Source organism: Escherichia sp. E10V5 (assembly GCF_004212315.1).
Classification (GTDB): Bacteria; Pseudomonadota; Gammaproteobacteria; order Enterobacterales; family Enterobacteriaceae; genus Escherichia.
The window spans coordinates 1-23098 of sequence record NZ_RHJM01000009.1 but is presented as its reverse complement, the minus strand read 5'-3'; the positions used below and the strand labels follow the sequence as shown (position 1 = coordinate 23098).

Below are 23098 nucleotides of genomic sequence, written 5' to 3'. Positions count from 1 at the left end.
ATAGTTTGTTTTTGATCGCGATTTTCCTTAATTAGCGCAGGAAGAATAATTTATCCGTAATATCTTGCATGACCTTATAAGAATATTGCATTACCCGCCAGTAGCGACATTTTCCGTTAATGATGGATGTTGTGCTTCTTTTCGACTGCGTACGCCAATAAACAGCGCCAGTAAAAAGCCGATAGCAGCGATGGCGGTATCGAACCACATAATATCGGCAATACTTCTTTGCGAAAGATGAGCCGTAATCAACGGAATGGTAAATGTTGCAATGCTGCCCGCACTGTAATAGATCCCCGTTGCTTTTCCTTTGGCATGGGGAAAACGTTCCGCCATTAACGTCAGGCCAATTTGTACAACACCACCTGCGGAGGTAAAACCGATGACAAAAGCAAATATTATCACCACATAAAATGTGGGATGCAGGCAGACGGTGAGCAGGGCGATAAATGAGATAAAAGTGTACAGCATCAACAATGTTGTTGAACGAACCGCTTTGCTAATGAGTGGCGCGGTAATAAATACACAAAGTAGCGACCCTACGGTATAGATACTGAGTAATTTGATCGACATTGTGTAAGACATACCGGCGACAAATTGTCCGTATTGTGCCAGCCACTGACTTACCAGATAAAAGGTTGCCATTGAGATATAGCCATATAAGGTATAGCTGGCTAAATCGATAATTGAGCAACGATGCTTCGCGGCGGTGGTGGGTTTCTTTACTTCAGGTAAGCGACGTCCCGGATGTGGTGGAAAGGTACAGCGATATAAAAACAGACCGTTAACGATCATAATTGCTGCGGCAATCATAAAAGACCAACCGAACCACAGTTCAGCCCACACTAACAGGCTGATAATTAGCGGCAATAAAAATTGTCCGCTGGAGACAAAGGCTTTAATTAAAATATTGGCTGTGCCAGGCGAGCGAGGAAAAGCTTCCATCAGGCTGGGGTAGGTGCCTGCATCAAGAAAACTATTTGCCATACCGGCGAGAAAACCAAATACATACGCGATGATAATGTTATTTGCATGCAGAATGCCGAAAAAGAACATCAGATAGCAGCATATCCCCATGATGATAAAAGGACGTCGGCCAAAACGATCGGATAGCAATCCTGCAAAAAATAAGACACTTAATCGACCAATGCCTAATGATGATATGACAATTGAGACGCCCGCAGCATTGGTCTGCCAGAGCGTCTCCAGCGAGGCCATATTTAAAGTCATCAAAATGACACCCATACCATGCACCAGGTAATTGAGATACAACCCAAGCGCGGTAGGGAGGTAGGGATTTTTCATAAGATCTACTTAGCAATATTGCTTAAAAAGTTGCTGTTGTTATGTCAGCATCCGTTTATTATTTTTGTCATGACGTCCGTTGTATCCCGTTAAAATATCAACACAGGCGTTCCAGATCGTGCGCATATAATTCAGCTGCGACAGACTGGTAAATCTTCCAGTCAATAAAATTACCTTCAGGGTAGATATGTTGAAATGCGATTAAATTGGGGAAAAAACGCATGGTGTTGTTGCCGATGCGGTTGTTTATTTTTTCTATGATGGCGTGAAGATGCCTTTTTCTTTGCTGGCGCATTGCCAGAAGTTTTTCAACTATCTCGTCAGGAATATCCGTTTTGCCTTTCTCCCATTGTTGCCAGCTTTCACTGTCGCCCGTCAGGGCAATCCAGGTCGCGCATTCATCAATGGTCATAGCAAAAATATGGCGTAGTGCCTGGAGTTCATAAGCGTTCATCGTGTAATGGCTGCATGAAAAAAAGAATAAAATATAAATAACATTATCAGCCTGCTTACGGCTTGAAGAGAGTCACAGTATCTTGTGCAACATTATTGGAAAGAACGAGAGGCGGGGTAATGAAGCAAAAAATGTTAAAAAAAAGCCCATCGTGGGAGATGGGCAAAGACTACACACAGCAATTCGTTGTTTCACTCAGGGGATTTCTATGCTTATAAATCAATATGTTGATTTATAACCGTGTGCTAATAGTAGGCATACGGACTTTTTGCGTCGATCAGATTCGTCTCATTAGTTTAAAAACTGTAAAGGATTTGCGACAGGAACTACCAGCTGAATGGCGGTAAGCAGGAAAATACGGACTGGAGGAATGAAATATCAATTAGCAGTGATTAACAATCAGGCGGCAAAGCCGCCTGATAAGTGATTTACTTATTCGGTTTCTCGATTTCGCCAAGCTCTTCGAGAATTTCCTCCGGCTGGTCAGTCGGCGGCGGGACTTCTTCAACCCACGCGGCAAACAGACGCCAGGAAACAGCCAGTAGTACCGGACCAATAAACAGACCGATCATACCGAAAGCAATCAAACCACCAATAACCCCGGAGAGGATCAGGATCAGCGGTAAATCTGCGCCCATGCGAATTAGCATTGGGCGGATGACGTTATCCAGAGTGCCAACCACACCACTCCACACTAACAATACCGTTCCCCAGGTGGTATCGCCGGTCCAGTAGAGCCAGATAATCGCCGGAATCAACACTGGCAGCGGGCCTAGCTGAACAAGGCAGGAGAGGATCATTAATACCGTTAGCAGCGTTGCGTAAGGCACACCAGAAACGGCCAGACCGATACCGCCAAGCACTGCCTGCACTAATGCAGTCACCACAACGCCCAGGGCCACTGCGCGGATAGCTTGTGCCGCCAGCAGTACAGCAGCATCACCGCGAACGCCCGCCAGACGGGTCGCAAAATGGCGGATGCCTTGCGCCACCTGTTCACCGCGCCAGTACAACAGGGCACTGAAGAGCAGCATCAAGGCACAATGCACCATAAAGCGCCCGATATGCGCGGCTTGCCCGACGAACCAGGTGGTAGTGGTGCCAATATAAGGACGGACTTTCGCCATAATTGCCGTGCCGCCCATATCCAGCAAATTGTGCCAGCCTGCGTACAGCTTCGCGCCAATCACCGGAATGGTATTAAGCCACGCTAAATCCGGTAATGTCATATCGCCACTGGAGATGGCCTTAATTAACGGGCCACTGCCGTCGACGATACTGTTAACCAGTAAGGCGATAGGGATGATAAACACCATCACCAGGAGCAACGTCATTACCAGAACGGCGAGAGAGCGGCGGCCAAACATGATCTTTTGCAAACGTAACAATACCGGCCAGGTGGCGATAACCACCGTACCGGCCCATGCGAAGCCGAGAATAAAGGGTTGAACGATCCACAGACATGCCACAATCATGATGGCTAAAAACAGCACCGAAAGCAGAATTTGTGCGACATCCCTGGGCTGACGAACATTTACCATAACTACTTTTCACCTTTTTTGTGCGTCAAATCGTCGACGCGACGTGAACACGCGAAACTCACCTGCATAATGATGAGCAATTTCAGCGGTTTTTAACAGGCCGATTCTGCCCTTAATTCTGATGGGCGTGTTAGAAAAAAATGTGGTACAACAACTCAGGCAACACGCAAACGATTTACTCGTCGTATTTCAAGTTGCATATGCTGCGGCTACGTTCGTTCACCCCAGTCACTTACTTTTGTAAGCTCCTGGAGTTCACTCGCTTGCCGCCTTCCTGCAACTCGAAATCCATAGAGTAAACAAACATCACCTTTCAGTGCGCTATTGCAGCAGCCTGAAAGAACAGTGTATCGACCTACATCACAGACCGCAGGAAAGGGTCAATATAATGATTCCACAGATTTCCCAGGCACCCGGCGTCGTTCAACTGGTGCTTAATTTTTTGCAAGAGCTGGAGCAACAGGGTTTTACCGGCGATACGGCGACAAGTTATGCCGATCGTCTGACAATGTCGACTGACAACAGTATTTATCAACTTCTCCCCGATGCGGTGGTATTTCCGCGTTCAACCGCAGATGTGGCGTTAATTGCTCGTCTGGCCGCGCAGGAACGCTATACATCGCTGATCTTTACCCCCCGCGGCGGCGGCACCGGCACTAACGGTCAGGCGCTCAACCAGGGGATTATTGTTGATATGTCCCGCCATATGAACCGCATCATCGAAATTAACCCTGAAGAGGGCTGGGTGCGCGTTGAGGCCGGGGTGATAAAAGACCAACTCAATCAGTACCTGAAACCGTTCGGCTACTTTTTTGCACCAGAACTTTCGACCAGCAACCGGGCAACGCTCGGCGGGATGATCAATACCGATGCATCAGGTCAGGGATCGCTGGTCTATGGCAAAACGTCAGATCACGTGTTGGGCGTGCGGGCGGTGTTGTTGGGGGGCGATATTCTCGATACGCAACCTTTACCCGTCGAACTTGCTGAAACGCTGGGTAAAACCAATACCACGATTGGGCGGATCTACAACACTGTCTATCAACGTTGCCGTCAGCAACGCCAGTTAATCATCGACAAATTTCCCAAACTTAACCGTTTTCTTACCGGTTACGATCTGCGTCATGTCTTTAACGATGAGATGACCGAGTTCGACCTGACGCGCATTCTGACCGGATCAGAAGGGACGCTGGCCTTTATTACCGAAGCGCGGCTGGATATTACGCGCTTGCCTAAAGTGCGCCGTCTGGTGAACGTCAAATATGACTCTTTTGACTCCGCGCTGCGTAATGCGCCGTTTATGGTTGAGGCGCGTGCGCTTTCGGTAGAGACGGTGGACTCAAAAGTGCTGAATCTGGCGCGGGAAGATATTGTCTGGCATTCCGTCAGCGAACTGATTACCAATGTGCCAGACAAAGAGATGCTCGGGCTGAACATTGTTGAATTTGCCGGAGATGATGAGGCGCTGATTGACGAGCGGGTAAATTCACTCTGTGCGCGGCTAGATGAACTGATTGCCAGCCAGCAGGCAGGGGTGATCGGCTGGCAGGTGTGCAGTGAGCTGGCAGGTGTTGAACGTATTTATGCAATGCGCAAAAAAGCCGTCGGCCTGCTCGGCAATGCCAAAGGTGCAGCCAAACCGATTCCATTTGCCGAAGATACCTGCGTGCCGCCGGAACATCTGGCAGATTATATTGCTGAATTTCGCGCACTGCTCGACAGCCACGGTTTAAGTTATGGCATGTTTGGCCACGTCGACGCTGGTGTTTTGCACGTCCGTCCGGCACTGGATATGTGCGATCCGCAACAAGAGATGTTGATGAAGCAAATCTCTGATGACGTAGTGGCGCTGACTGCAAAATACGGTGGCTTGTTGTGGGGCGAGCACGGTAAAGGTTTTCGTGCCGAATACAGTCCGGCGTTTTTCGGTGAAGAGCTTTTCGCAGAGCTACGCAAGGTTAAAGCGGCGTTTGATCCGCATAACCGACTAAACCCTGGGAAAATCTGCCCGCCAGAAGGTATTGACGCGCCAATGATGAAAGTGGACGCGGTAAAGCGTGGCACGTATGACCGACAAATCCCCATCGCGGTACGCCAGCAGTGGCGCGGCGCTATGGAATGTAATGGCAACGGTTTGTGCTTCAACTTTGATGCCCGCAGCCCGATGTGTCCGTCAATGAAGATTACTCAGAACCGGATTCATTCACCGAAAGGGCGTGCAACGCTGGTGCGTGAATGGTTACGTTTGCTGGCGGATCGCGGCGTTGATCCTCTAAAACTGGAGCAAGAGCTACCAGAGTCTGGCGTCAGCTTGCGCACGTTAATTGCCCGTATGCGCAATAGCTGGCATGCAAATAAAGGCGAATATGACTTCTCGCACGAAGTCAAAGAGGCTATGTCGGGCTGCCTGGCCTGTAAAGCGTGTTCGACTCAGTGTCCGATCAAAATTGACGTACCGGAGTTTCGCTCTCGTTTCTTGCAACTCTATCACACGCGTTATCTACGCCCATTGCGCGATCATCTGGTGGCAACGGTCGAAAGTTACGCACCGCTGATGGCGCGTGCGCCAAAGACTTTTAACTTCTTCATTAACCAGCCGCTGGTGCGAAAACTCTCGGAAAAACACATCGGTATGGTCGATTTGCCGCTGCTTTCAGTGCCGTCGCTGCAACAACAAATGGTGGGGCATCGCTCGGCAAACATGACGCTGGAACAGCTTGAAGCGCTCAGTTCAGAGCAGAAAGCACGCACGGTGCTGGTAGTGCAGGATCCTTTCACCAGTTATTACGATGCGCACGTGGTGGCGGATTTTGTTCGTCTGGTCGAAAAATTAGGTTTCCAGCCGGTGCTGTTGCCATTCTCACCGAATGGTAAAGCGCAGCATATCAAAGGCTTTCTTAATCGGTTTGCGAAGACGGCGAAAAAGACGGCGGATTTCCTTAACCGCATGGCGAAACTGGGGATGCCAATGGTGGGTGTCGATCCGGCGCTGGTACTTTGTTATCGCGATGAATATAAACTGGCTCTGGGCGAGGCGCGTGGCGAGTTTAACGTCTTACTGGCGAATGAATGGCTGGCAAGCGCGCTTCAGTCACAGCCAGTGACAGCAGTCAGCGGTGAATCATGGTATTTCTTTGGTCACTGTACTGAGGTCACTGCTCTGCCGGGCGCGCCAGCACAATGGGCCGCGATATTTGCCCGTTTTGGCGCGAAACTGGAAAATGTCAGCGTGGGTTGCTGCGGCATGGCAGGAACTTACGGACATGAGGCGAAAAACCATAAACACTCGCTCGGGATCTATGAGTTATCCTGGCATCAGGCAATGCAGCGTCTGCCGCGTAATCGCTGTCTGGCGACCGGATATTCCTGCCGTAGCCAGGTTAAACGGGTTGAAGGGACAGGGGTACGCCATCCCGTGCAGGCATTACTGGAGATTATTAAATGATATGGAAACGTAAAATCACCCTTGAAGCACTGAATGCCATGGGTGAAGGAAACATGGTGGGGCTGCTGGATATTCGTTTTGAACATATTGGTGATGAAACGCTGGAAGCAACAATGCCGGTAGACTCGCGGACAAAGCAGCCTTTTGGGCTGCTACATGGCGGGGCGTCCGTGGTGCTGGCTGAAAGTATTGGCTCCGTTGCCGGGTATTTATGTACCGAAGGCGAGCAAAAAGTGGTTGGCCTGGAAGTCAATGCTAACCATGTTCGCTCAGCACGAGAAGGCCGAGTACGCGGCGTTTGTAAACCGCTACATCTCGGTTCACGGCATCAGGTCTGGCAGATCGAAATATTCGATGAAAAAGGGCGTTTGTGTTGTTCATCACGATTGACGACCGCCATTTTGTGACGTTGTCACCAGAAAAGTGTGATGCATATTGCTTTTGGTTATTATCTGCACAGTAAACGGTGGTATACTGTGCAGGTCTTGTCTAAAGCGAGGATGCTATGTCTACTCAACTTAATCCCACCCAGCTGGCCATCGAATTTTTACGCCGTGACCAAAGCAATCTTTCACCCGCTCAATATCTCAAGCGTCTGAAACAACTCGAACTTGAATTTGCTGACCTGCTTACCCTCTCTTCTACGGAGCTGAAAGAAGAAATCTACTTCGCCTGGCGTCTGGGCGTGCATTAATCTCTACTGAACATAGTCTGAACGCCCATCGACCTGGATTAACATCTGTCCAGGTCTGGCGATTATTTTCTGACCGTCCTCCTGTTGTTACCTGCCTGATTTTGCTCAAAAATAATACAAATCGCAGTTTGTGTTAAAACGGCGATGCAGTCTTATGAGATTATTCTTATCGCCCCTTCAAGAGCTAAGCCACTTTGAGTGCCGGAGATAAGCGCCGGATGGGGTAGAAACCCTTAAGCCTGTGATGCACAGACTTAAGGGTTTTCTTATTTCAGAACTCGCCACTTTTTTACCTATCTCTTAAATAGTCATTTTCGATACAACTTTTTCTTTTCCATCACAGCCTTAACACCCACTCGATAATAATCATTATCTAACAATGAGATACCTAATTCTTAGCATGCCTGTTAACCCTCTCATCAGGGTCTATGCTTATTAAATACAGGCAAAAAGCATGTTTTACGCTAAAGCCCCTGCGTTTGCTGGGTTGAACTGATAATCATTATCACTAACATGCTGTTATCCGCTGAAAGCGATGAAGTGAGGTAAGTCGATGGACATGCATTCAGGAACGTTTAATCCACAGGATTTCGCCTGGCAAGGCTTAACGTTAACACCCGCAGCCGCGGCGCATATACGTGAGTTAGTCGCGAAGCAGTCGGGCATGGTTGGCGTGCGTTTAGGCGTCAAACAAACAGGCTGCGCGGGCTTTGGCTATGTGCTCGACAGCGTCAGCGAGCCAGAGAAAGATGATCTGCAGTTTGAACTCGACGGCGCGAAGCTGTTCGTCCCGCTGCAAGCGATGCCGTTTATTGATGGCACGGAAGTCGATTTCGTTCGCGAAGGACTCAATCAGATATTCAAATTTCACAACCCGAAAGCCCAGAATGAATGTGGCTGTGGCGAAAGCTTTGGGGTATAGGCGGTACTATGTCTCGTAATACTGAAGCAACTGACGATGTCAAAACATGGACCGGCGGCCCGCTGAATTATAAAGAAGGATTCTTCACCCAGTTAGCCACCGATGAGCTGGCAAAGGGGATAAACGAAGAGGTGGTGCGCGCAATTTCGGCGAAGCGTAATGAGCCGGAGTGGATGCTGGAGTTTCGTCTTAACGCCTATCACGCATGGCTGGAGATGGAAGAACCGCACTGGCTGAAAGCGCACTACGACAAGCTGAATTATCAGGATTACAGCTATTATTCGGCACCGTCGTGCGGTAATTGTGACGATACCTGTGCGTCTGAACCCGGCGCGGTGCAGCAAACTGGCGCGAACGCCTTTTTAAGTAAAGAGGTGGAGGCGGCGTTTGAGCAGTTGGGCGTTCCCGTGCGGGAAGGCAAAGAGGTGGCGGTGGATGCCATTTTCGACTCTGTTTCGGTTGCCACCACTTATCGCGAAAAGCTGGCGGAGCAGGGAATTATCTTCTGTTCCTTTGGCGAGGCGATTCACGATCACCCGGAACTGGTGCGTAAATATCTCGGCACCGTGGTGCCGGGGAATGACAACTTCTTTGCCGCGCTTAATGCGGCAGTGGCCTCTGACGGTACGTTTATTTATGTGCCTAAAGGCGTGCGCTGCCCGATGGAACTCTCCACCTATTTCCGCATTAACGCGGAAAAAACCGGGCAGTTTGAGCGCACCATTCTGGTGGCCGATGAAGACAGCTACGTCAGCTACATTGAAGGCTGCTCCGCTCCGGTGCGTGACAGCTATCAGCTACACGCTGCAGTGGTGGAAGTCATCATCCATAAGAACGCCGAGGTGAAATATTCCACGGTACAAAACTGGTTCCCTGGCGATAACAACACCGGCGGTATTCTCAATTTCGTCACCAAGCGTGCTTTGTGCGAAGGCGAAAACAGCAAAATGTCATGGACGCAATCAGAAACCGGTTCAGCCATTACGTGGAAATATCCCAGCTGCATTCTGCGCGGCGATAACTCCATTGGTGAGTTTTACTCAGTGGCACTGACCAGCGGTCATCAGCAAGCGGATACCGGCACGAAGATGATCCACATCGGTAAAAACACCAAATCAACCATTATCTCGAAAGGGATCTCTGCCGGACATAGTCAGAACAGTTATCGCGGCTTAGTGAAAATCATGCCGACGGCAACCAATGCGCGCAATTTCACTCAGTGCGACTCAATGCTGATTGGCGCTAATTGTGGGGCGCATACCTTCCCGTATGTCGAATGTCGCAATAACAGCGCACAACTGGAGCACGAGGCAACGACATCACGTATTGGTGAAGATCAACTATTTTACTGCCTGCAACGCGGGATCAGCGAAGAAGACGCCATCTCGATGATTGTTAACGGTTTCTGTAAAGACGTGTTCTCAGAACTGCCGCTGGAATTTGCCGTTGAAGCACAAAAACTCCTCGCCATCAGCCTTGAACACAGCGTCGGATAAGGAATAAACATGTTAAGTATTAAAGATTTACACGTCAGCGTGGAAGATAAAGCTATCCTGCGTGGATTAAGCCTCGACGTTCGTCCCGGCGAAGTTCACGCCATTATGGGGCCAAACGGTTCTGGCAAAAGTACCTTATCGGCAACGCTTGCCGGGCGCGAAGATTATGAAGTGACGGGCGGCACGGTTGAGTTTAAAGGCAAAGATTTACTTGCGCTGTCGCCGGAAGATCGTGCAGGCGAAGGCATTTTTATGGCCTTCCAGTATCCGGTGGAAATTCCCGGCGTCAGTAACCAGTTTTTCCTGCAAACGGCACTTAATGCGGTGCGCAGCTATCGCGGCCAGGAAACGCTCGACCGCTTTGATTTTCAGGATTTGATGGAAGAAAAAATTGCTCTTCTGAAGATGCCGGAAGATTTACTAACCCGTTCGGTAAACGTTGGTTTTTCTGGTGGTGAGAAAAAGCGCAACGATATTTTGCAAATGGCGGTGCTGGAACCGGAGTTATGCATTCTTGATGAGTCGGACTCCGGGCTGGATATTGACGCATTAAAAGTGGTCGCCGATGGCGTGAACTCGCTGCGTGACGGCAAGCGTTCATTCATCATTGTTACGCACTACCAACGCATTCTTGACTACATCAAGCCTGATTACGTCCATGTTCTGTATCAGGGGCGAATTGTGAAATCCGGTGATTTCACGTTGGTCAAACAACTGGAGGAGCAGGGTTATGGCTGGCTTACCGAACAGCAGTAACGCGCTGCAACAGTGGCATCACTTGTTTGAAGCTGAAGGGGCGAAACGTTCTCCAGAAGCACAGCAGCATTTACAACAATTGCTGCGTACCGGCCTGCCGACACGTAAACATGAGCACTGGAAATATACGCCGCTGGAAGGGCTGACCAATAGCCAGTTTGTCAGCATTGCGGGTGAGATATCTCCGCAACAACGCGATGCCTTAGCGTTAACGTTAGACGCCGTGCGGCTGGTGTTTGTCGATGGACGTTACATGCCAGCGCTTAGCGATGCAACTGAAGGCAGCGGATATGAAGTGAGCATTAACGACGACCGTCAGGGATTGCCCGATGCCATTCAGGCAGAAGTCTTTTTGCATTTGACGGAAAGTCTGGCGCAAAGCGTTACGCATATTGCCGTCAAGCGCGGTCAACGGCCTGCAAAGCCATTGCTGTTAATGCATATTACCCAGGGCGTGACAGGTGAAGAGGTGAACACTGCCCATTACCGGCATCATCTGGATCTGGCTGAAGGTGCCGAAGCAACGGTGATTGAACATTTTGTCAGTCTTAATGATGCTCGTCATTTCACCGGCGCGCGGTTCACCATCAACGTCGCAGCGAACGCCCACTTGCAGCATATCAAGCTGGCGTTTGAAAACCCGGTCAGTCACCACTTTGCCCATAACGATTTGTTGCTGGCAGACGATGCCACGGCATTTAGCCACAGTTTCCTGCTTGGCGGCGCCGTGTTACGCCACAACACCAGTACGCAACTCAATGGCGAAAACAGCACGCTACGGATCAATAGCCTGGCGATGCCGGTGAAAAACGAGGTGTGTGATACCCGTACCTGGCTGGAACACAATAAAGGTTTTTGTAATAGCCGCCAGTTGCACAAAACTATCGTCAGCGACAAAGGTCGCGCGGTGTTTAACGGTTTGATCAACGTCGCGCAGCATGCCATCAAGACTGACGGCCAGATGACCAACAATAATCTGCTGATGGGTAAACTGGCGGAAGTGGATACCAAACCACAGCTGGAAATCTATGCTGATGATGTGAAATGCAGCCACGGTGCGACGGTGGGGCGTATTGATAACGAACAGATGTTCTATCTGCGTTCGCGCGGGATCAATCAACAGGATGCCCAGCAGATGATCATTTACGCCTTTGCCGCCGAACTGACGGAAGCACTGCGTGATGATGGGCTCAAACAGCAGGTGCTGGCCAGAATCGGTCAACGACTGCCGGGAGGTGCAAGATGACTTTTTCCGTCGACAAAGTGCGGGCCGATTTTCCGGTGCTTTCGCGTGAAGTGAACGGTCTGCCACTGGCTTATCTCGACAGCGCCGCCAGCGCGCAGAAACCGAGCCAGGTGATTGACGCCGAGGCTGAGTTTTATCGTCACGGCTACGCGGCGGTGCATCGCGGTATTCATACCTTAAGCGCCCAGGCGACCGAGAAAATGGAGAACGTGCGCAAGCGGGCATCGTTGTTTATCAACGCCCGTTCGGCGGAAGAGCTGGTGTTCGTCCGCGGCACGACGGAAGGAATCAATCTGGTCGCCAATAGCTGGGGCAGCAGCAACGTGAGATCAGGCGACAATATCATCATTAGTCAAATGGAACACCACGCTAACATTGTTCCCTGGCAAATGCTTTGTGCACGCGTTGGTGCAGAGCTGCGTGTGATCCCTCTCAATCCCGACGGTACGCTGCAACTGGATACGCTGCCTACGCTGTTTGATGAGAAAACTCGTTTGCTGGCAATTACTCATGTCTCCAACGTGCTTGGGACAGAAAATCCGCTGGCGGAAATGATCACGCTTGCGCACCAGCATGGCGCAAAAGTGCTGGTGGATGGCGCTCAGGCAGTGATGCATCATCCGGTAGATGTTCAGGCATTGGATTGCGATTTCTACGTTTTCTCCGGGCATAAACTGTATGGTCCCACCGGCATTGGCGTGCTTTATGTCAAAGAAGCCTTGTTGCAGGAGATGCCGCCGTGGGAAGGCGGCGGTTCAATGATCGCCACCGTCAGCCTGAGTGAAGGCACTACCTGGACTAAAGCGCCGTGGCGGTTTGAAGCCGGTACGCCCAATACGGGCGGTATTATTGGCCTTGGCGCGGCGCTGGAGTATGTTTCGGCGCTTGGGCTTAACAACATTGCCGAGTATGAACAAAATCTGATGCATTACGCATTGTCGCAGTTGGCAGCGGTGCCGGATCTTACGCTCTATGGTCCGCCGGACAGACTTGGCGTTATTGCCTTTAATCTCGGTAAACACCACGCCTATGACGTCGGCAGTTTTCTTGATAACTACGGTATTGCTGTGCGTACCGGACATCACTGCGCAATGCCATTAATGGCCTATTACAACGTCCCCGCGATGTGTCGGGCGTCGCTGGCAATGTACAACACCCATGAAGAAGTGGATCGTCTGGTAACTGGATTGCAACGTATTCATCGTCTACTGGGGTAAAAGGGAGGCTCTATGGCTGTATTGCCGGATAAAGAAAAATTGCTGCGTAACTTTTTACGCTGTACCAACTGGGAAGAGAAATATCTCTACATTATTGAACTGGGACAGCGTCTGCCGGAATTAGGCGATGAAGAAAGAAGTCCGCAAAATAGCATTCAGGGCTGTCAGAGTCAGGTGTGGATTGTGATGCGTCAGAATGCGCAGGGAATTATTGAATTGCAGGGCGACAGCGATGCGGCCATTGTGAAAGGGCTTATTGCGGTCGTTTTTATTCTCTACGATCAAATGACGCCGCAGGATATTGTCAATTTCGATGTGCGTCCGTGGTTTGAAAAAATGGCGCTCACCCAACATCTCACCCCATCTCGTTCACAAGGTCTGGAAGCGATGATTCGCGCAATTCGCGCCAAAGCCGCTGCACTTAGCTAAACTAAAGGAACAGCTTTCATCCGGTAGGCTCACTTTGCCGGGTGGTCGATGTTTACACTGGCCTGCACAGGAGTGTTTCGGCTTCAGGTAAACATAAGCGCCATCCGTCGTTTCAGCGTGAGCCACCGGCAAATACAGGAGGTTTACAATGAAACGCGCGTCTTTACTAACACTGACTCTTATCGGCGCTTTCAGCGCCATTCAGGCAGCCTGGGCGGTAGATTACCTGCTCCCACCAACCGGAAGCCGACTGGTTGGGCAAAATCAAACCTATACGGTGCAAGAGGGGGATAAAAACCTTCAGGCTATTGCCCGTCGTTTTGATACTGCGGCAATGTTGATCCTTGAAGCCAATAACACAATTGCTCCGGTGCCAAAACCAGGCACGACAATAACCATTCCTTCGCAACTGTTATTACCTGATGCACCGCGCCAGGGGATAATTGTGAACCTTGCGGAACTGCGTCTTTATTATTATCCGCCGGGAGAAAATATCGTGCAGGTCTACCCGATAGGTATTGGCTTGCAGGGGCTGGAAACACCAGTGATGGAAACACGGGTAGGGCAGAAAATCCCCAATCCTACCTGGACGCCCACGGCGGGTATTCGTCAGCGTTCACTGGAGCGAGGCATCAAATTACCGCCAGTTGTTCCAGCCGGGCCGAATAACCCTCTGGGACGCTACGCACTGCGCCTGGCGCACGGCAACGGCGAATACCTCATTCATGGCACCAGTGCGCCGGACAGCGTCGGTTTGCGCGTCAGTTCAGGCTGTATGCGTATGAACGCGCCGGACATTAAAGCACTGTTCTCCAGTGTGAGAACGGGAACGCCGGTAAGAGTGATCAACGAACCGGTAAAATACTCTGTAGAACCGAACGGGATGCGTTATGTTGAAGTGCATCGACCGCTATCGGCAGAAGAACAGCAGAACGTTCAGACAATGCCGTACGCACTGCCTGCAGGCTTCACGCAATTTAAAGACAATAAGGCTGTAGATCAGAAGTTAGTCGATAAAGCATTGTATCGTCGGGCAGGGTATCCGGTTGCGGTAAGCCGTGGAGCAACTCCAGTAGCCAGCAATGCGTCTGCAGTAGAGTCAGCGCAGAATGGTGAACCAGAGCAAGGAAATATGTTACGAGCGACGCAATAGGCGTAATGAGCAGGCAAAAAAAAATGGCGCACAATGTGCGCCATTTTTCACTTCACAGGTACTATTACTTGCGGTATTTAGTAGCCATGTTGTCCAGACGCTGGTTAGCACGAGCTGCGTCATCTTTAGCAGCCTGAACGTCGGAACGCATTGCGTTCACGTCGTTGCTCAGCTGGTCAACTTTAGCGTTCAGAGTCTGAACGTCAGAAGACAGCTGATCGATTTTAGCGTTGCTGGAGCAACCTGCCAGCAGAGTAGAACCCAGGATTACCGCGCCCAGTACCAGTTTAGTAGCTTTCATTATTAATACCCTCTAGATTGAGTTAATCTCCATGTAGCGTTACAAGTATTACACAAAGTTTTTTATGTTGAGAATATTTTTTTGATGGGAAGGCACTTATTTTTGATCGTTCGCTCAAAGAAACATCGAACGCTTGGTTTTAGATAAAAAAAATGAGAGAAAACAGGATGGTTCCATCGGATTCATCTTAGATAAAGTGAGATTATATAGTGAAATCCGATTTGATTTTTTATTGCTTCTGGTTATCGATTAAATAAAAAAAGCGCCCATCAGGGCGCTTCGATATACAAATTAATTCACAAAAGCAATATTACAGGACGTGAACAGATGCGGTGTTAGTCGTGCCGCTCGGTACCAGCGCGCCAGAAACCATGACTACGACGTCGCCTTTGTGCGCCAGACCGCTCTGCAGCGCCAGTTCTTTACCCAGACGATAGAAATCATCAGTAGAGGTAATTTCTTTAACCAGCTGCGGTACAACGCCTTTGCTCAGTACCAGCTGATGAGCTGTTTTTTCGTTGGTGGTCAGCGCCAGAATGGTTGCATCCGGGAAGTATTTACGTACTGCACGAGCAGATTTACCGCCCTGGGTCGCTACGACGATCAGCGGAGCATCCAGTTTTTCAGCAGTTTCAACTGCGCCACGGCAAACCGCTTCGGTGATACGCAGTTTACGGTTGTCGTTGTTGAACTCGAGACGGCTGTTCATCACGCGGTCGGTACGTTCACAGATGGTCGCCATGATAGAAACAGCTTCCAGCGGATATTTACCTTTTGCGGATTCACCAGACAGCATTACTGCGTCGGTGCCGTCGAGGATGGCGTTGGCTACGTCACCAGCTTCTGCGCGAGTCGGACGTGGGTTTTTGATCATAGAATCCAGCATCTGGGTCGCAGTGATAACGACTTTACGTGCACGGATACATTTTTCGATCATCATCTTCTGGGCGAAGATAACTTCTTCAACCGGAATTTCTACACCCAGGTCGCCACGTGCAACCATGATGCCATCAGATGCCTCGAGGATTTCGTCGAAGTTATTGAGGCCTTCCTGGTTTTCGATTTTGGAGATGATTTGGATGTTTTCGCCGCCGTGCGCTTTCAGGTGCTCACGGATTTCGACAACGTCAGAACGTTTACGGATAAAGGAAGCAGCAACAAAGTCTACACCTTGTTCGCAACCGAAGATCAGGTCCTGTTTGTCTTTTTCTGCCAGTGCCGGCAGGGCGATGGAAACGCCTGGCAGGTTCACACCTTTGTTCTCGCCCAGGTCACCGTTGTTCAGTACTTTACAGATAACTTTGTTACCTTCGATAGCGGTAACTTCCATACCGATCAGACCATCGTCAACCAGTACGGTGTTGCCGACGGACAGGTCGGTGGTGAAACCTTCATAAGTTACCGCAACCATTTCGCTGTTGCCGATAACAGATTTGTCAGTGGTGAAAGTAAAGGTCTGGCCTGCTTTCAGAGAAACGTCGTTACCGCCTTCCAGTTTCATGGTGCGGATTTCCGGACCTTTGGTATCGAGCAGGATAGCGGCAGTTTTACCGGTTTTGCTCATCACGTTGCGCAGGTTCTGAATGCGCTGACCGTGTTCTGCATAGTCACCATGAGAGAAGTTCAGACGCATGACGTTCATGCCCGCGTCCAGCATTTTAGCTAACATCTCTTCAGATTCGGTTTTTGGGCCGATGGTGCAAACAATTTTGGTCTTTTTCATGACAGTCTTAGTCTTTAAGTTGAGAAGGATAGGAGAAACTTGCTTTCTGGGCGCACTGCCGGAAAGCGAATCCGGTATTACGAAAGTGATGGTGCCTCGCTCTAAGGATAGGTGACATCGAAAAAGCGTGCAGAGGAATGTGTGCTTGTGTCTCAGCCCAACGTGAGTGCCTGTTTTTGAGTCGTTGAGTTCTACAGTCCAAAGTGCTGAAACCATTCAAGAGTCAATTGGCGCGGATTATACGCTGAATTTAATCAAAAAGGAAAACAAAAACACCGTTTCAAAAACATTCATGCATATACACAATAAACTGTTATCAAAGATTTAACGTCCTCGATAGCAGATTACGCAAAATCATCGCTGCTTGCGCAACGGGAAGGCGATGGCTGGAATGTGGAGGATGACTGGAGTAAAAACAGAGTGCATACCCGCGTTACACAACAGATGCAAATATAATAATTTATCGAGTTATTTGTTTGATTTTATTTGTTTTTTGTTTAAGTAATGAGATTGATATATGCTGATAACTGGCATGATAAATGGGTGTGAATAATGGGCAACCGGACAAAAGATGATGAACTGTACCGCGAAATGTGCAGAGTGGTAGGGAAAGTGGTGTTGGAGATGCGTGACCTGGGCCAGGAGCCAAAACACATCGTCATCGCTGGTGTGCTGCGTACAGCATTAGCAAATAAACGTATCCAACGCAGCGAATTAGAAAAGCAGGCGATGGAAACAGTCATTAATGCACTGGTGAAATAATTGTTCGGGGATAGCGCGTAACGCCTTATCCCCTCTGTTTTATTATATTGTCACATGTAAGTTTATTTTTATAAATTGATGTAAGCCAACTATATTAATTGCGATATGTATTTAATTTTATAGCGAATTAACTATTTCTATATTCTGGAATGTATATCACAAATTATTGCAGAGTAAATGAAATTCATTTCAAATGATAACAAATATCACTCCGCTTTTAATCTTCTGCTTTCCATTTTTAATTGATAACGATCAATGTTAAGGGCTAGGAATAATCACATTATTTTTTCTCCTAACCATAAAGGATTAGTTTGCTTGCGTTAAATCATGTCTCATACGCTATCGGGTTAGGACAAAAATATCTGGTGTTGGAGGCATAGTCAGCAGCGTATTAGTTGAATGCTTAATATCAGGCTGCTGAATTGTCAGCACTGTGTTTGCGAAGAGGATGCGAAATAAATGAACCCGGTTGAACGTCCACTATTAGATATTGGCTTAACGCGATTAGAGTTCTTGCGTATATCAGGAAAAGGTCTTGCTGGTTTAACAATAGCCCCTGCGTTATTGTCACTTTTGGGCTGTAAACAGGAAGATGTCGATAGCGGCACGGTGGGGCTAATAAACACGCCCAAAGGAGTGTTAGTTACCCAGCGTGCGCGTTGCACCGGCTGCCACCGCTGTGAAATCTCCTGTACCAACTATAACGATGGCGCCGTTGGTACTTTTTTTTCCCGCATCAAAATCCATCGTAATTATTTCTTTGGCGACAAGGGCGTAGGTTCCGGTGGCGGCTTATACGGCGATCTGAATTATACCGCCGACACCTGCCGCCAGTGTAAAGATCCTCAATGCCTGAAGGTCTGCCCGATTGGCGCGATTACCTGGCAGCAGGAAGAGGGATGTATAACCGTCGATCATAAACGTTGCATTGGTTGTAGCGCCTGTACCACTGCGTGTCCGTGGATGATGGCCACCGTAAATACTGAAACTAAAAAATCCTCGAAATGTGTGTTGTGCGGTGAATGCGCAAACGCCTGCCCGACAGGGGCGTTAAAAATTATCGAGTGGAAAGATATTACTGTGTGAATCTTGCAAAGGAAAAAATCATGGCTAACGGTTGGACTGGTAATATATTAAGAGTCAATCTTACGACAGGAAATATTACCCTCGAAGATTCCAGTAAGTTTAAAGATTTTGTCGGCGGTATGGGCTTTGGCTACAAAATTATGTATGACGAAGTACCTCCAGGCACCAAACCTTTCGATGAAGCAAATAAATTAGTTTTTGCTACGGGGCCGTTGACAGGGTCTGGTGCACCCTGTAGTTCTCGCGTAAATATCACATCACTTTCCACATTTACCAAAGGAAATTTAGTCGTCGACGCCCATATGGGCGGTTTTTTTGCTGCACAAATGAAATTCGCCGGATACGACGTCATTATTATCGAGGGTAAAGCGAAATCACCGGTCTGGCTAAATATAAAAGATGACAAAGTTAGCCTGGAGAAAGCCGATTTCTTGTGGGGAAAAGGGACGCGTGCAACCACGGAAGAAATTTGCCGTTTAACCAGCCCTGAAACCTGTGTAGCGGCTATTGGTCAGGCGGGTGAAAATCTTGTGCCTCTCTCTGGCATGCTGAATAGTCGTAACCACAGTGGCGGCGCGGGAACTGGCGCAATAATGGGCTCCAAAAACCTGAAAGCGATTGCGGTTGAAGGGACAAAAGGAGTCAACATTGCCGATCGCCAGGAGATGAAACGACTCAATGACTATATGATGACCGAACTTATTGGCGCTAATAACAATCATGTCGTGCCAAGTACGCCGCAATCGTGGGCAGAGTACTCTGATCCCAAGTCGCGCTGGACAGCTCGTAAAGGGCTGTTTTGGGGCGCAGCGGAAGGCGGCCCGATTGAAACAGGAGAAATCCCGCCTGGCAATCAAAACACGGTCGGTTTCCGCACCTATAAATCTGTCTTTGATTTAGGTCCGGCAGCAGAGAAATACACCGTCAAAATGAGTGGCTGCCACTCATGTCCAATTCGTTGTATGACCCAGATGAACATTCCTCGGGTTAAAGAGTTTGGTGTACCCAGTACAGGTGGTAACACCTGTGTCGCTAACTTTGTCCATACCACTATCTTCCCGAACGGGCCGAAAGATTTTGAAGATAAAGATGATGGCCGGGTAATTGGTAATCTGGTCGGTCTGAATCTGTTCGATGACTACGGGCTGTGGTGTAACTACGGGCAGTTGCATCGCGACTTTACCTATTGTTACAGCAAAGGCGTGTTTAAGCGCGTTCTGCCTGCTGAAGAGTATGCGGAAATTCGCTGGGATCAACTGGAAGCTGGTGACGTTAATTTCATTAAAGATTTTTACTATCGTCTGGCGCACCGCGTGGGTGAGTTGAGTCACCTGGCTGATGGCTCGTATGCCATTGCTGAACGCTGGAATTTGGGTGAAGAGTACTGGGGCTACGCAAAAAATAAACTCTGGTCGCCGTTTGGTTATCCGGTTCACCATGCCAATGAAGCATCGGCACAGGTCGGCTCTATCGTTAACTGCATGTTCAACCGTGACTGTATGACGCATACGCACATCAACTTTATCGGCTCCGGTTTGCCGTTGAAACTGCAGCGTGAAGTGGCAAAAGAGCTTTTTGGCTCTGAAGATGCTTACGATGAAACCAAAAACTACACGCCGATCAATGACGCAAAAATTAAATATGCCAAATGGTCGCTGTTGCGGGTTTGTTTGCATAACGCCGTCACCCTGTGCAACTGGGTCTGGCCAATGACCGTTTCGCCACTGAAAAGCCGCAATTATCGTGGCGACCTTGCGCTAGAAGCCAAATTCTTTAAAGCAATCACTGGCGAAGATATGACGCAGGAAAAATTAGATTTAGCTGCTGAGCGTATCTTTACGTTACATCGTGCCTACACGGTAAAACTGATGCAAACAAAAGATATGCGCAATGAGCATGACCTGATCTGCTCTTGGGTATTTGATAAAGATCCGCAGATTCCGGTCTTCAGTGAAGGTACTGACAAAATGGATCGCGATGATATGCACCAGTCACTCACGCTTTTCTACAAGGAAATGGGCTGGGACCCACAGCTTGGTTGTCCAACGCGAGAAACGCTTCATCGACTCGGGCTGGAAGATATTGCCGCCGATCTGGCGACACATAACCTGCTACCAGCATAAGGAACCGGCGTAATGAGCCAGCAGGAGGAAATGACACAACTGGAAGCACCTGATATTGACGTGACTAAGCGTCAATGGTTGCACAGTATGCGTCAGCCCGATGACACTGCGAACGATGCGGTTACAGGGCCTGAACCGGCTGAAATTCTGGCGGAGTTTATCCGCCAGCATTCGACGGCGGGTCAACTGGTTGCACGCGCCGTGTTCCTGTCGCCGCCATATACGGTTGCTGAAGAGGATCTTTCTGCATTGCTGGAAAGCATACGGCAGAGTTCAGATTTCGCAGATATCGCCTGTATGACGGGCAGTAAAGATGATTATTACTACTCAACGCAAACCATGAGCGAAAACTATGCCGCTATGTCTTTGCAGGTTGTTGAGCAGGACATCTGTCGGGCTATTGCACACGCCGTTCGCTTTGAATGCCAGACGTATCCCCGGCCTTATAAGGTCGCCATGCTGACGCAAGCGCCATATTACTACCAGGAAGCGCAGATTGAAGCCGCGCTCGCCGCGATGGATATCGCTCCTGAGTATGCCGATATACGCCAGGTGACGTCATCGACGGCTGTGTTGTACCTGTTTAGCGAGCGTTTTATGAGCTATGGCAAAGCTTATGGCTTATGTGAATGGTTCGAGGTTGAGCAGTTTCAGAATCCCTGAAGTTTCAGGGAGATATCATGGATAGGGTGGACAGTCGCAGCCACAGCATTAGAGGATAATAAGATGTCCTTCACTCGACGCAAATTTGTTCTGGGGATGGGAACGGTAATCTTTTTTACCGGTTCAGCACCTTCTTTGTTAGCGAACACCAGACAAGGAAAGGAAGTTCGATATGCCATGATTCACGATGAATCACGGTGCAATGGCTGTAATATTTGCGCCAGAGCATGCCGTAAAACTAACCATGTACCGGCACAGGGAAGTCGTTTGTCTATCGCGCATATCCCGGTCACCGATAACAATAACGAAACGCTGTATCACTTTTTTCGCCAGTCATGCCAGCACTGTGAAGATGCTCCTTGCATCGACGTTTGCCCCACAGGGGCATCGTGGCGTGATGAACAGGGGATCGTGCGGGTAGAAAAATCACAATGCATTGGCTGTAGCTACTGCATCGGCGCATGCCCGTATCAGGTTCGTTACCTTAATCCACTTACCAAAGTGGCGGATAAATGTGATTTCTGTGCTGAGTCACGGCTGGCAAAAGGTTTTCCGCCCATCTGCGTTAGCGCCTGTCCGGAACATGCGTTGATCTTTGGTCGCGAAGATAGCCCAGAAATTCAGGCGTGGTTACAGGAAAATAAATACTATCAATATCAGCTGACTGGTGCCGGGAAACCGCATCTGTATCGCCGGTTCGGTCAACATTTGATTAAAAAGGAAAATGTATGAACCCGTCGCAAAATGCTGAACAATTTCATAACCAGTTGGCAAACTATGTACCGCAGTTTTCTCCCGAATTTTGGCCTGTGTGGTTGGTCATTGCCGGGCTGCTGCTGGTCGGGATGTGGTTAGTGTTGGGGCTTCACGCCTTACTTCGCGCTCGTGGTAAAAAGAAATCCTCCACTGGTCATGGCGAGAAGGTTTATCTCTACAGCAAGGCGGTGAGATTATGGCACTGGTCGAATGCGTTACTCTTTGTCTTGTTGCTGGCAAGTGGGCTAATCAATCACTTTGCGCTGGTGGGCGTTGCTGCAGTCAAAAGTCTGGTTGCCGTACATGAAGTTTGTGGATTCCTGCTACTGGCATGCTGGCTTGGCTTTGTTCTCATTAATGCCGTTGGGGGTAATGGTCATCACTACATTATCCGTCGTCAGGGCTGGCTGGGGCGAGCGGCTAAACAAACGCGGTTTTATCTGCTTGGAATTATGCAAGGGGAAGATCATCCATTTCCTGCAACAACACAGTCTAAATTCAATCCATTGCAGCAGGCCGCCTATGTTGGTGTGATGTATGGATTGCTGCCGCTGTTATTGTTGACGGGGCTGCTATGCCTTTACCCGCAAACCGTGGGGGACGTGTTCCCTGGCGTAAGATACTGGTTATTGCAGGCGCATTTTGCTCTGGCAGTTATAAGCCTCTTTTTTATCTTCGGCCATCTCTATCTTTGCACCACGGGGCGTACTCCGCACGAAACTTTTAAATGTATGGTCGATGGCTATCACCGGCATTAACGAATGATCATTACACGAGCTGATCTGCGAGAGTGGCGTGTAGGCGCGGTTATGTACCGCTGGTTTCTGCGCCGTTTTCCGCAAGGTGGAATTTATGCCGATATTCACCACGCCCTGATTGGCGAAGGATTTACTGACTGGGCGGAAAGTCTGGTTGAGTACGCCTGGAAAAAATGGCTGGCAGACGAAAATTTCGCCCGTCAGGAAGTTTCCTCAATGCAAAAACTGGCCAAAGGCCCCGTAGAGATCAATGCCGATCAGTTAAGGA

Annotated in this window: 22 protein-coding genes, 1 other RNA gene and 1 pseudogene; 17 read left to right on the top strand and 7 right to left on the bottom strand. The window is 49.2% G+C overall.

Features of this window, described 5'->3' with window-relative positions; genetic code table 11:
- Positions 1-90: 90 nt before the first annotated feature.
- The 4 genes from D9738_RS07005 to ydiK form a co-directional block, all read right to left on the bottom strand.
- Positions 91-1305, bottom strand: coding sequence for an MFS transporter (locus D9738_RS07005; protein WP_130259832.1), 1215 nt, complete (start codon positions 1303-1305; stop codon positions 91-93).
- Between the two features lie 97 nt (positions 1306-1402).
- Positions 1403-1759: a YdiL family protein gene (locus D9738_RS07000; protein ID WP_130208240.1), complete on the bottom strand. Its 357-nt coding sequence runs from the start codon at positions 1757-1759 to the stop codon at positions 1403-1405.
- A 134-nt stretch (positions 1760-1893) separates the two neighbouring features.
- An RNA gene (rprA, locus tag D9738_RS06995) (antisense sRNA RprA) lies at positions 1894-2001 on the bottom strand.
- Positions 2002-2187: 186 nt separating this feature from the next.
- On the bottom strand, positions 2188-3300 hold the full coding sequence (ydiK, locus tag D9738_RS06990) for an AI-2E family transporter YdiK (protein ID WP_000248636.1): 1113 nt from the start codon (positions 3298-3300) through the stop codon (positions 2188-2190).
- Between the two features lie 388 nt (positions 3301-3688).
- On the opposite strand from ydiK, the gene D9738_RS06985 reads away from it, so the two are divergent.
- From D9738_RS06985 to ldtE, 10 genes are all read left to right on the top strand, one after another.
- Positions 3689-6745: an FAD-binding and (Fe-S)-binding domain-containing protein gene (locus D9738_RS06985; protein ID WP_130259831.1), complete on the top strand. Its 3057-nt coding sequence runs from the start codon at positions 3689-3691 to the stop codon at positions 6743-6745.
- Positions 6742-7152 (top strand): 1,4-dihydroxy-2-naphthoyl-CoA hydrolase, encoded by a 411-nt coding sequence (menI, locus tag D9738_RS06980; protein ID WP_130208236.1) that lies wholly within the window; start codon positions 6742-6744, stop codon positions 7150-7152. Before D9738_RS06985 ends, menI begins: the two co-directional genes overlap by 4 nt.
- Before the next feature lie 98 nt (positions 7153-7250).
- On the top strand, positions 7251-7439 hold the full coding sequence (locus D9738_RS06975; RefSeq protein WP_088376204.1) for a YdiH family protein: 189 nt from the start codon (positions 7251-7253) through the stop codon (positions 7437-7439).
- A 553-nt stretch (positions 7440-7992) separates the two neighbouring features.
- On the top strand, positions 7993-8361 hold the full coding sequence (gene sufA / locus D9738_RS06970; RefSeq protein ID WP_130208234.1) for a Fe-S cluster assembly scaffold SufA: 369 nt from the start codon (positions 7993-7995) through the stop codon (positions 8359-8361).
- Between the two features lie 8 nt (positions 8362-8369).
- A complete protein-coding gene (gene sufB, locus D9738_RS06965) occupies positions 8370-9857 on the top strand; it encodes a Fe-S cluster assembly protein SufB (protein ID WP_044191421.1) in 1488 nt (495 codons plus the stop codon).
- Positions 9858-9866: 9 nt separating this feature from the next.
- Positions 9867-10613, top strand: coding sequence for a Fe-S cluster assembly ATPase SufC (gene sufC / locus D9738_RS06960; RefSeq protein ID WP_000948872.1), 747 nt, complete (start codon positions 9867-9869; stop codon positions 10611-10613).
- Positions 10588-11859 (top strand): Fe-S cluster assembly protein SufD, encoded by a 1272-nt coding sequence (gene sufD, locus D9738_RS06955; protein ID WP_130259830.1) that lies wholly within the window; start codon positions 10588-10590, stop codon positions 11857-11859. Before sufC ends, sufD begins: the two co-directional genes overlap by 26 nt.
- Complete coding sequence (sufS, locus tag D9738_RS06950) at positions 11856-13076, top strand: cysteine desulfurase SufS (RefSeq protein ID WP_130259829.1); 1221 nt, start codon at positions 11856-11858, stop codon at positions 13074-13076. The genes sufD and sufS overlap by 4 nt, the downstream gene beginning before the upstream one ends.
- 12 nt (positions 13077-13088) lie before the next feature.
- On the top strand, positions 13089-13505 hold the full coding sequence (gene sufE / locus D9738_RS06945) for a cysteine desulfuration protein SufE (protein WP_130208228.1): 417 nt from the start codon (positions 13089-13091) through the stop codon (positions 13503-13505).
- A 148-nt stretch (positions 13506-13653) separates the two neighbouring features.
- Positions 13654-14658, top strand: coding sequence for a L,D-transpeptidase LdtE (gene ldtE / locus D9738_RS06940; protein ID WP_130259828.1), 1005 nt, complete (start codon positions 13654-13656; stop codon positions 14656-14658).
- Positions 14659-14722: 64 nt separating this feature from the next.
- Here ldtE and lpp read toward each other — a convergent pair whose 3' ends face one another.
- The 3 genes from lpp to D9738_RS25395 form a co-directional block, all read right to left on the bottom strand.
- Positions 14723-14959, bottom strand: coding sequence for a murein lipoprotein Lpp (lpp, locus tag D9738_RS06935; protein ID WP_000648420.1), 237 nt, complete (start codon positions 14957-14959; stop codon positions 14723-14725).
- 310 nt (positions 14960-15269) lie between these two features.
- Positions 15270-16682, bottom strand: a complete 1413-nt coding sequence (gene pykF / locus D9738_RS06930) for a pyruvate kinase PykF (protein ID WP_064530058.1) — start codon at positions 16680-16682, stop codon at positions 15270-15272.
- 7 nt (positions 16683-16689) lie between these two features.
- Positions 16690-16884 (bottom strand): hypothetical protein, encoded by a 195-nt coding sequence (locus D9738_RS25395; protein WP_242664678.1) that lies wholly within the window; start codon positions 16882-16884, stop codon positions 16690-16692.
- A gap of 350 nt (positions 16885-17234) precedes the next feature.
- On the opposite strand from D9738_RS25395, the gene fumD reads away from it, so the two are divergent.
- From fumD to D9738_RS06895, 7 genes and pseudogenes are all read left to right on the top strand, one after another.
- A complete protein-coding gene (fumD, locus tag D9738_RS06925) occupies positions 17235-17444 on the top strand; it encodes a fumarate hydratase FumD (RefSeq protein ID WP_000528337.1) in 210 nt (69 codons plus the stop codon).
- Positions 17445-17903: 459 nt separating this feature from the next.
- Entirely contained in the window at positions 17904-18530 is a 627-nt protein-coding gene (locus D9738_RS06920) for a ferredoxin-like protein (RefSeq protein WP_130208224.1), read from the top strand.
- Positions 18467-20653: an aldehyde ferredoxin oxidoreductase gene (locus D9738_RS06915; protein WP_240730967.1), complete on the top strand. Its 2187-nt coding sequence runs from the start codon at positions 18467-18469 to the stop codon at positions 20651-20653. The genes D9738_RS06920 and D9738_RS06915 overlap by 64 nt, the downstream gene beginning before the upstream one ends.
- A 12-nt stretch (positions 20654-20665) precedes the next feature.
- A complete protein-coding gene (locus D9738_RS06910; RefSeq protein ID WP_130259827.1) occupies positions 20666-21316 on the top strand; it encodes a YdhW family putative oxidoreductase system protein in 651 nt (216 codons plus the stop codon).
- Between the two features lie 63 nt (positions 21317-21379).
- The gene (locus D9738_RS06905) at positions 21380-22048 is read left to right on the top strand and encodes a 4Fe-4S dicluster domain-containing protein (RefSeq protein ID WP_130259826.1); all 669 of its coding nucleotides are present in this window, start codon (positions 21380-21382) and stop codon (positions 22046-22048) included.
- On the top strand, positions 22045-22830 hold the full coding sequence (gene phsC / locus D9738_RS06900) for a thiosulfate reductase cytochrome B subunit (protein ID WP_130259825.1): 786 nt from the start codon (positions 22045-22047) through the stop codon (positions 22828-22830). The genes D9738_RS06905 and phsC overlap by 4 nt, the downstream gene beginning before the upstream one ends.
- 3 nt (positions 22831-22833) lie before the next feature.
- A pseudogene (locus D9738_RS06895) lies at positions 22834-23098 on the top strand (hypothetical protein); the annotation flags it as partial.

Excerpts from the sequence above, each read along its gene's own strand:
- D9738_RS07005 (WP_130259832.1), bottom strand. The coding sequence starts at position 1,305 with ATGAAAAATCCCTACCTCCCTACCGCGCTTGGGTTGTATCTCAATTAC.
- D9738_RS07000 (WP_130208240.1), bottom strand. The coding sequence starts at position 1,759 with ATGAACGCTTATGAACTCCAGGCACTACGCCATATTTTTGCTATGACC.
- ydiK (WP_000248636.1), bottom strand. The coding sequence starts at position 3,300 with ATGGTAAATGTTCGTCAGCCCAGGGATGTCGCACAAATTCTGCTTTCG.
- D9738_RS06985 (WP_130259831.1), top strand. The coding sequence starts at position 3,689 with ATGATTCCACAGATTTCCCAGGCACCCGGCGTCGTTCAACTGGTGCTT.
- menI (WP_130208236.1), top strand. The coding sequence starts at position 6,742 with ATGATATGGAAACGTAAAATCACCCTTGAAGCACTGAATGCCATGGGT.
- D9738_RS06975 (WP_088376204.1), top strand. The coding sequence starts at position 7,251 with ATGTCTACTCAACTTAATCCCACCCAGCTGGCCATCGAATTTTTACGC.
- sufA (WP_130208234.1), top strand. The coding sequence starts at position 7,993 with ATGGACATGCATTCAGGAACGTTTAATCCACAGGATTTCGCCTGGCAA.
- sufB (WP_044191421.1), top strand. The coding sequence starts at position 8,370 with ATGTCTCGTAATACTGAAGCAACTGACGATGTCAAAACATGGACCGGC.
- sufC (WP_000948872.1), top strand. The coding sequence starts at position 9,867 with ATGTTAAGTATTAAAGATTTACACGTCAGCGTGGAAGATAAAGCTATC.
- sufD (WP_130259830.1), top strand. The coding sequence starts at position 10,588 with ATGGCTGGCTTACCGAACAGCAGTAACGCGCTGCAACAGTGGCATCAC.
- sufS (WP_130259829.1), top strand. The coding sequence starts at position 11,856 with ATGACTTTTTCCGTCGACAAAGTGCGGGCCGATTTTCCGGTGCTTTCG.
- sufE (WP_130208228.1), top strand. The coding sequence starts at position 13,089 with ATGGCTGTATTGCCGGATAAAGAAAAATTGCTGCGTAACTTTTTACGC.
- ldtE (WP_130259828.1), top strand. The coding sequence starts at position 13,654 with ATGAAACGCGCGTCTTTACTAACACTGACTCTTATCGGCGCTTTCAGC.
- lpp (WP_000648420.1), bottom strand. The coding sequence starts at position 14,959 with ATGAAAGCTACTAAACTGGTACTGGGCGCGGTAATCCTGGGTTCTACT.
- pykF (WP_064530058.1), bottom strand. The coding sequence starts at position 16,682 with ATGAAAAAGACCAAAATTGTTTGCACCATCGGCCCAAAAACCGAATCT.
- fumD (WP_000528337.1), top strand. The coding sequence starts at position 17,235 with ATGGGCAACCGGACAAAAGATGATGAACTGTACCGCGAAATGTGCAGA.
- D9738_RS06920 (WP_130208224.1), top strand. The coding sequence starts at position 17,904 with ATGAACCCGGTTGAACGTCCACTATTAGATATTGGCTTAACGCGATTA.
- D9738_RS06915 (WP_240730967.1), top strand. The coding sequence starts at position 18,467 with ATGCGCAAACGCCTGCCCGACAGGGGCGTTAAAAATTATCGAGTGGAA.
- D9738_RS06910 (WP_130259827.1), top strand. The coding sequence starts at position 20,666 with ATGAGCCAGCAGGAGGAAATGACACAACTGGAAGCACCTGATATTGAC.
- D9738_RS06905 (WP_130259826.1), top strand. The coding sequence starts at position 21,380 with ATGTCCTTCACTCGACGCAAATTTGTTCTGGGGATGGGAACGGTAATC.
- phsC (WP_130259825.1), top strand. The coding sequence starts at position 22,045 with ATGAACCCGTCGCAAAATGCTGAACAATTTCATAACCAGTTGGCAAAC.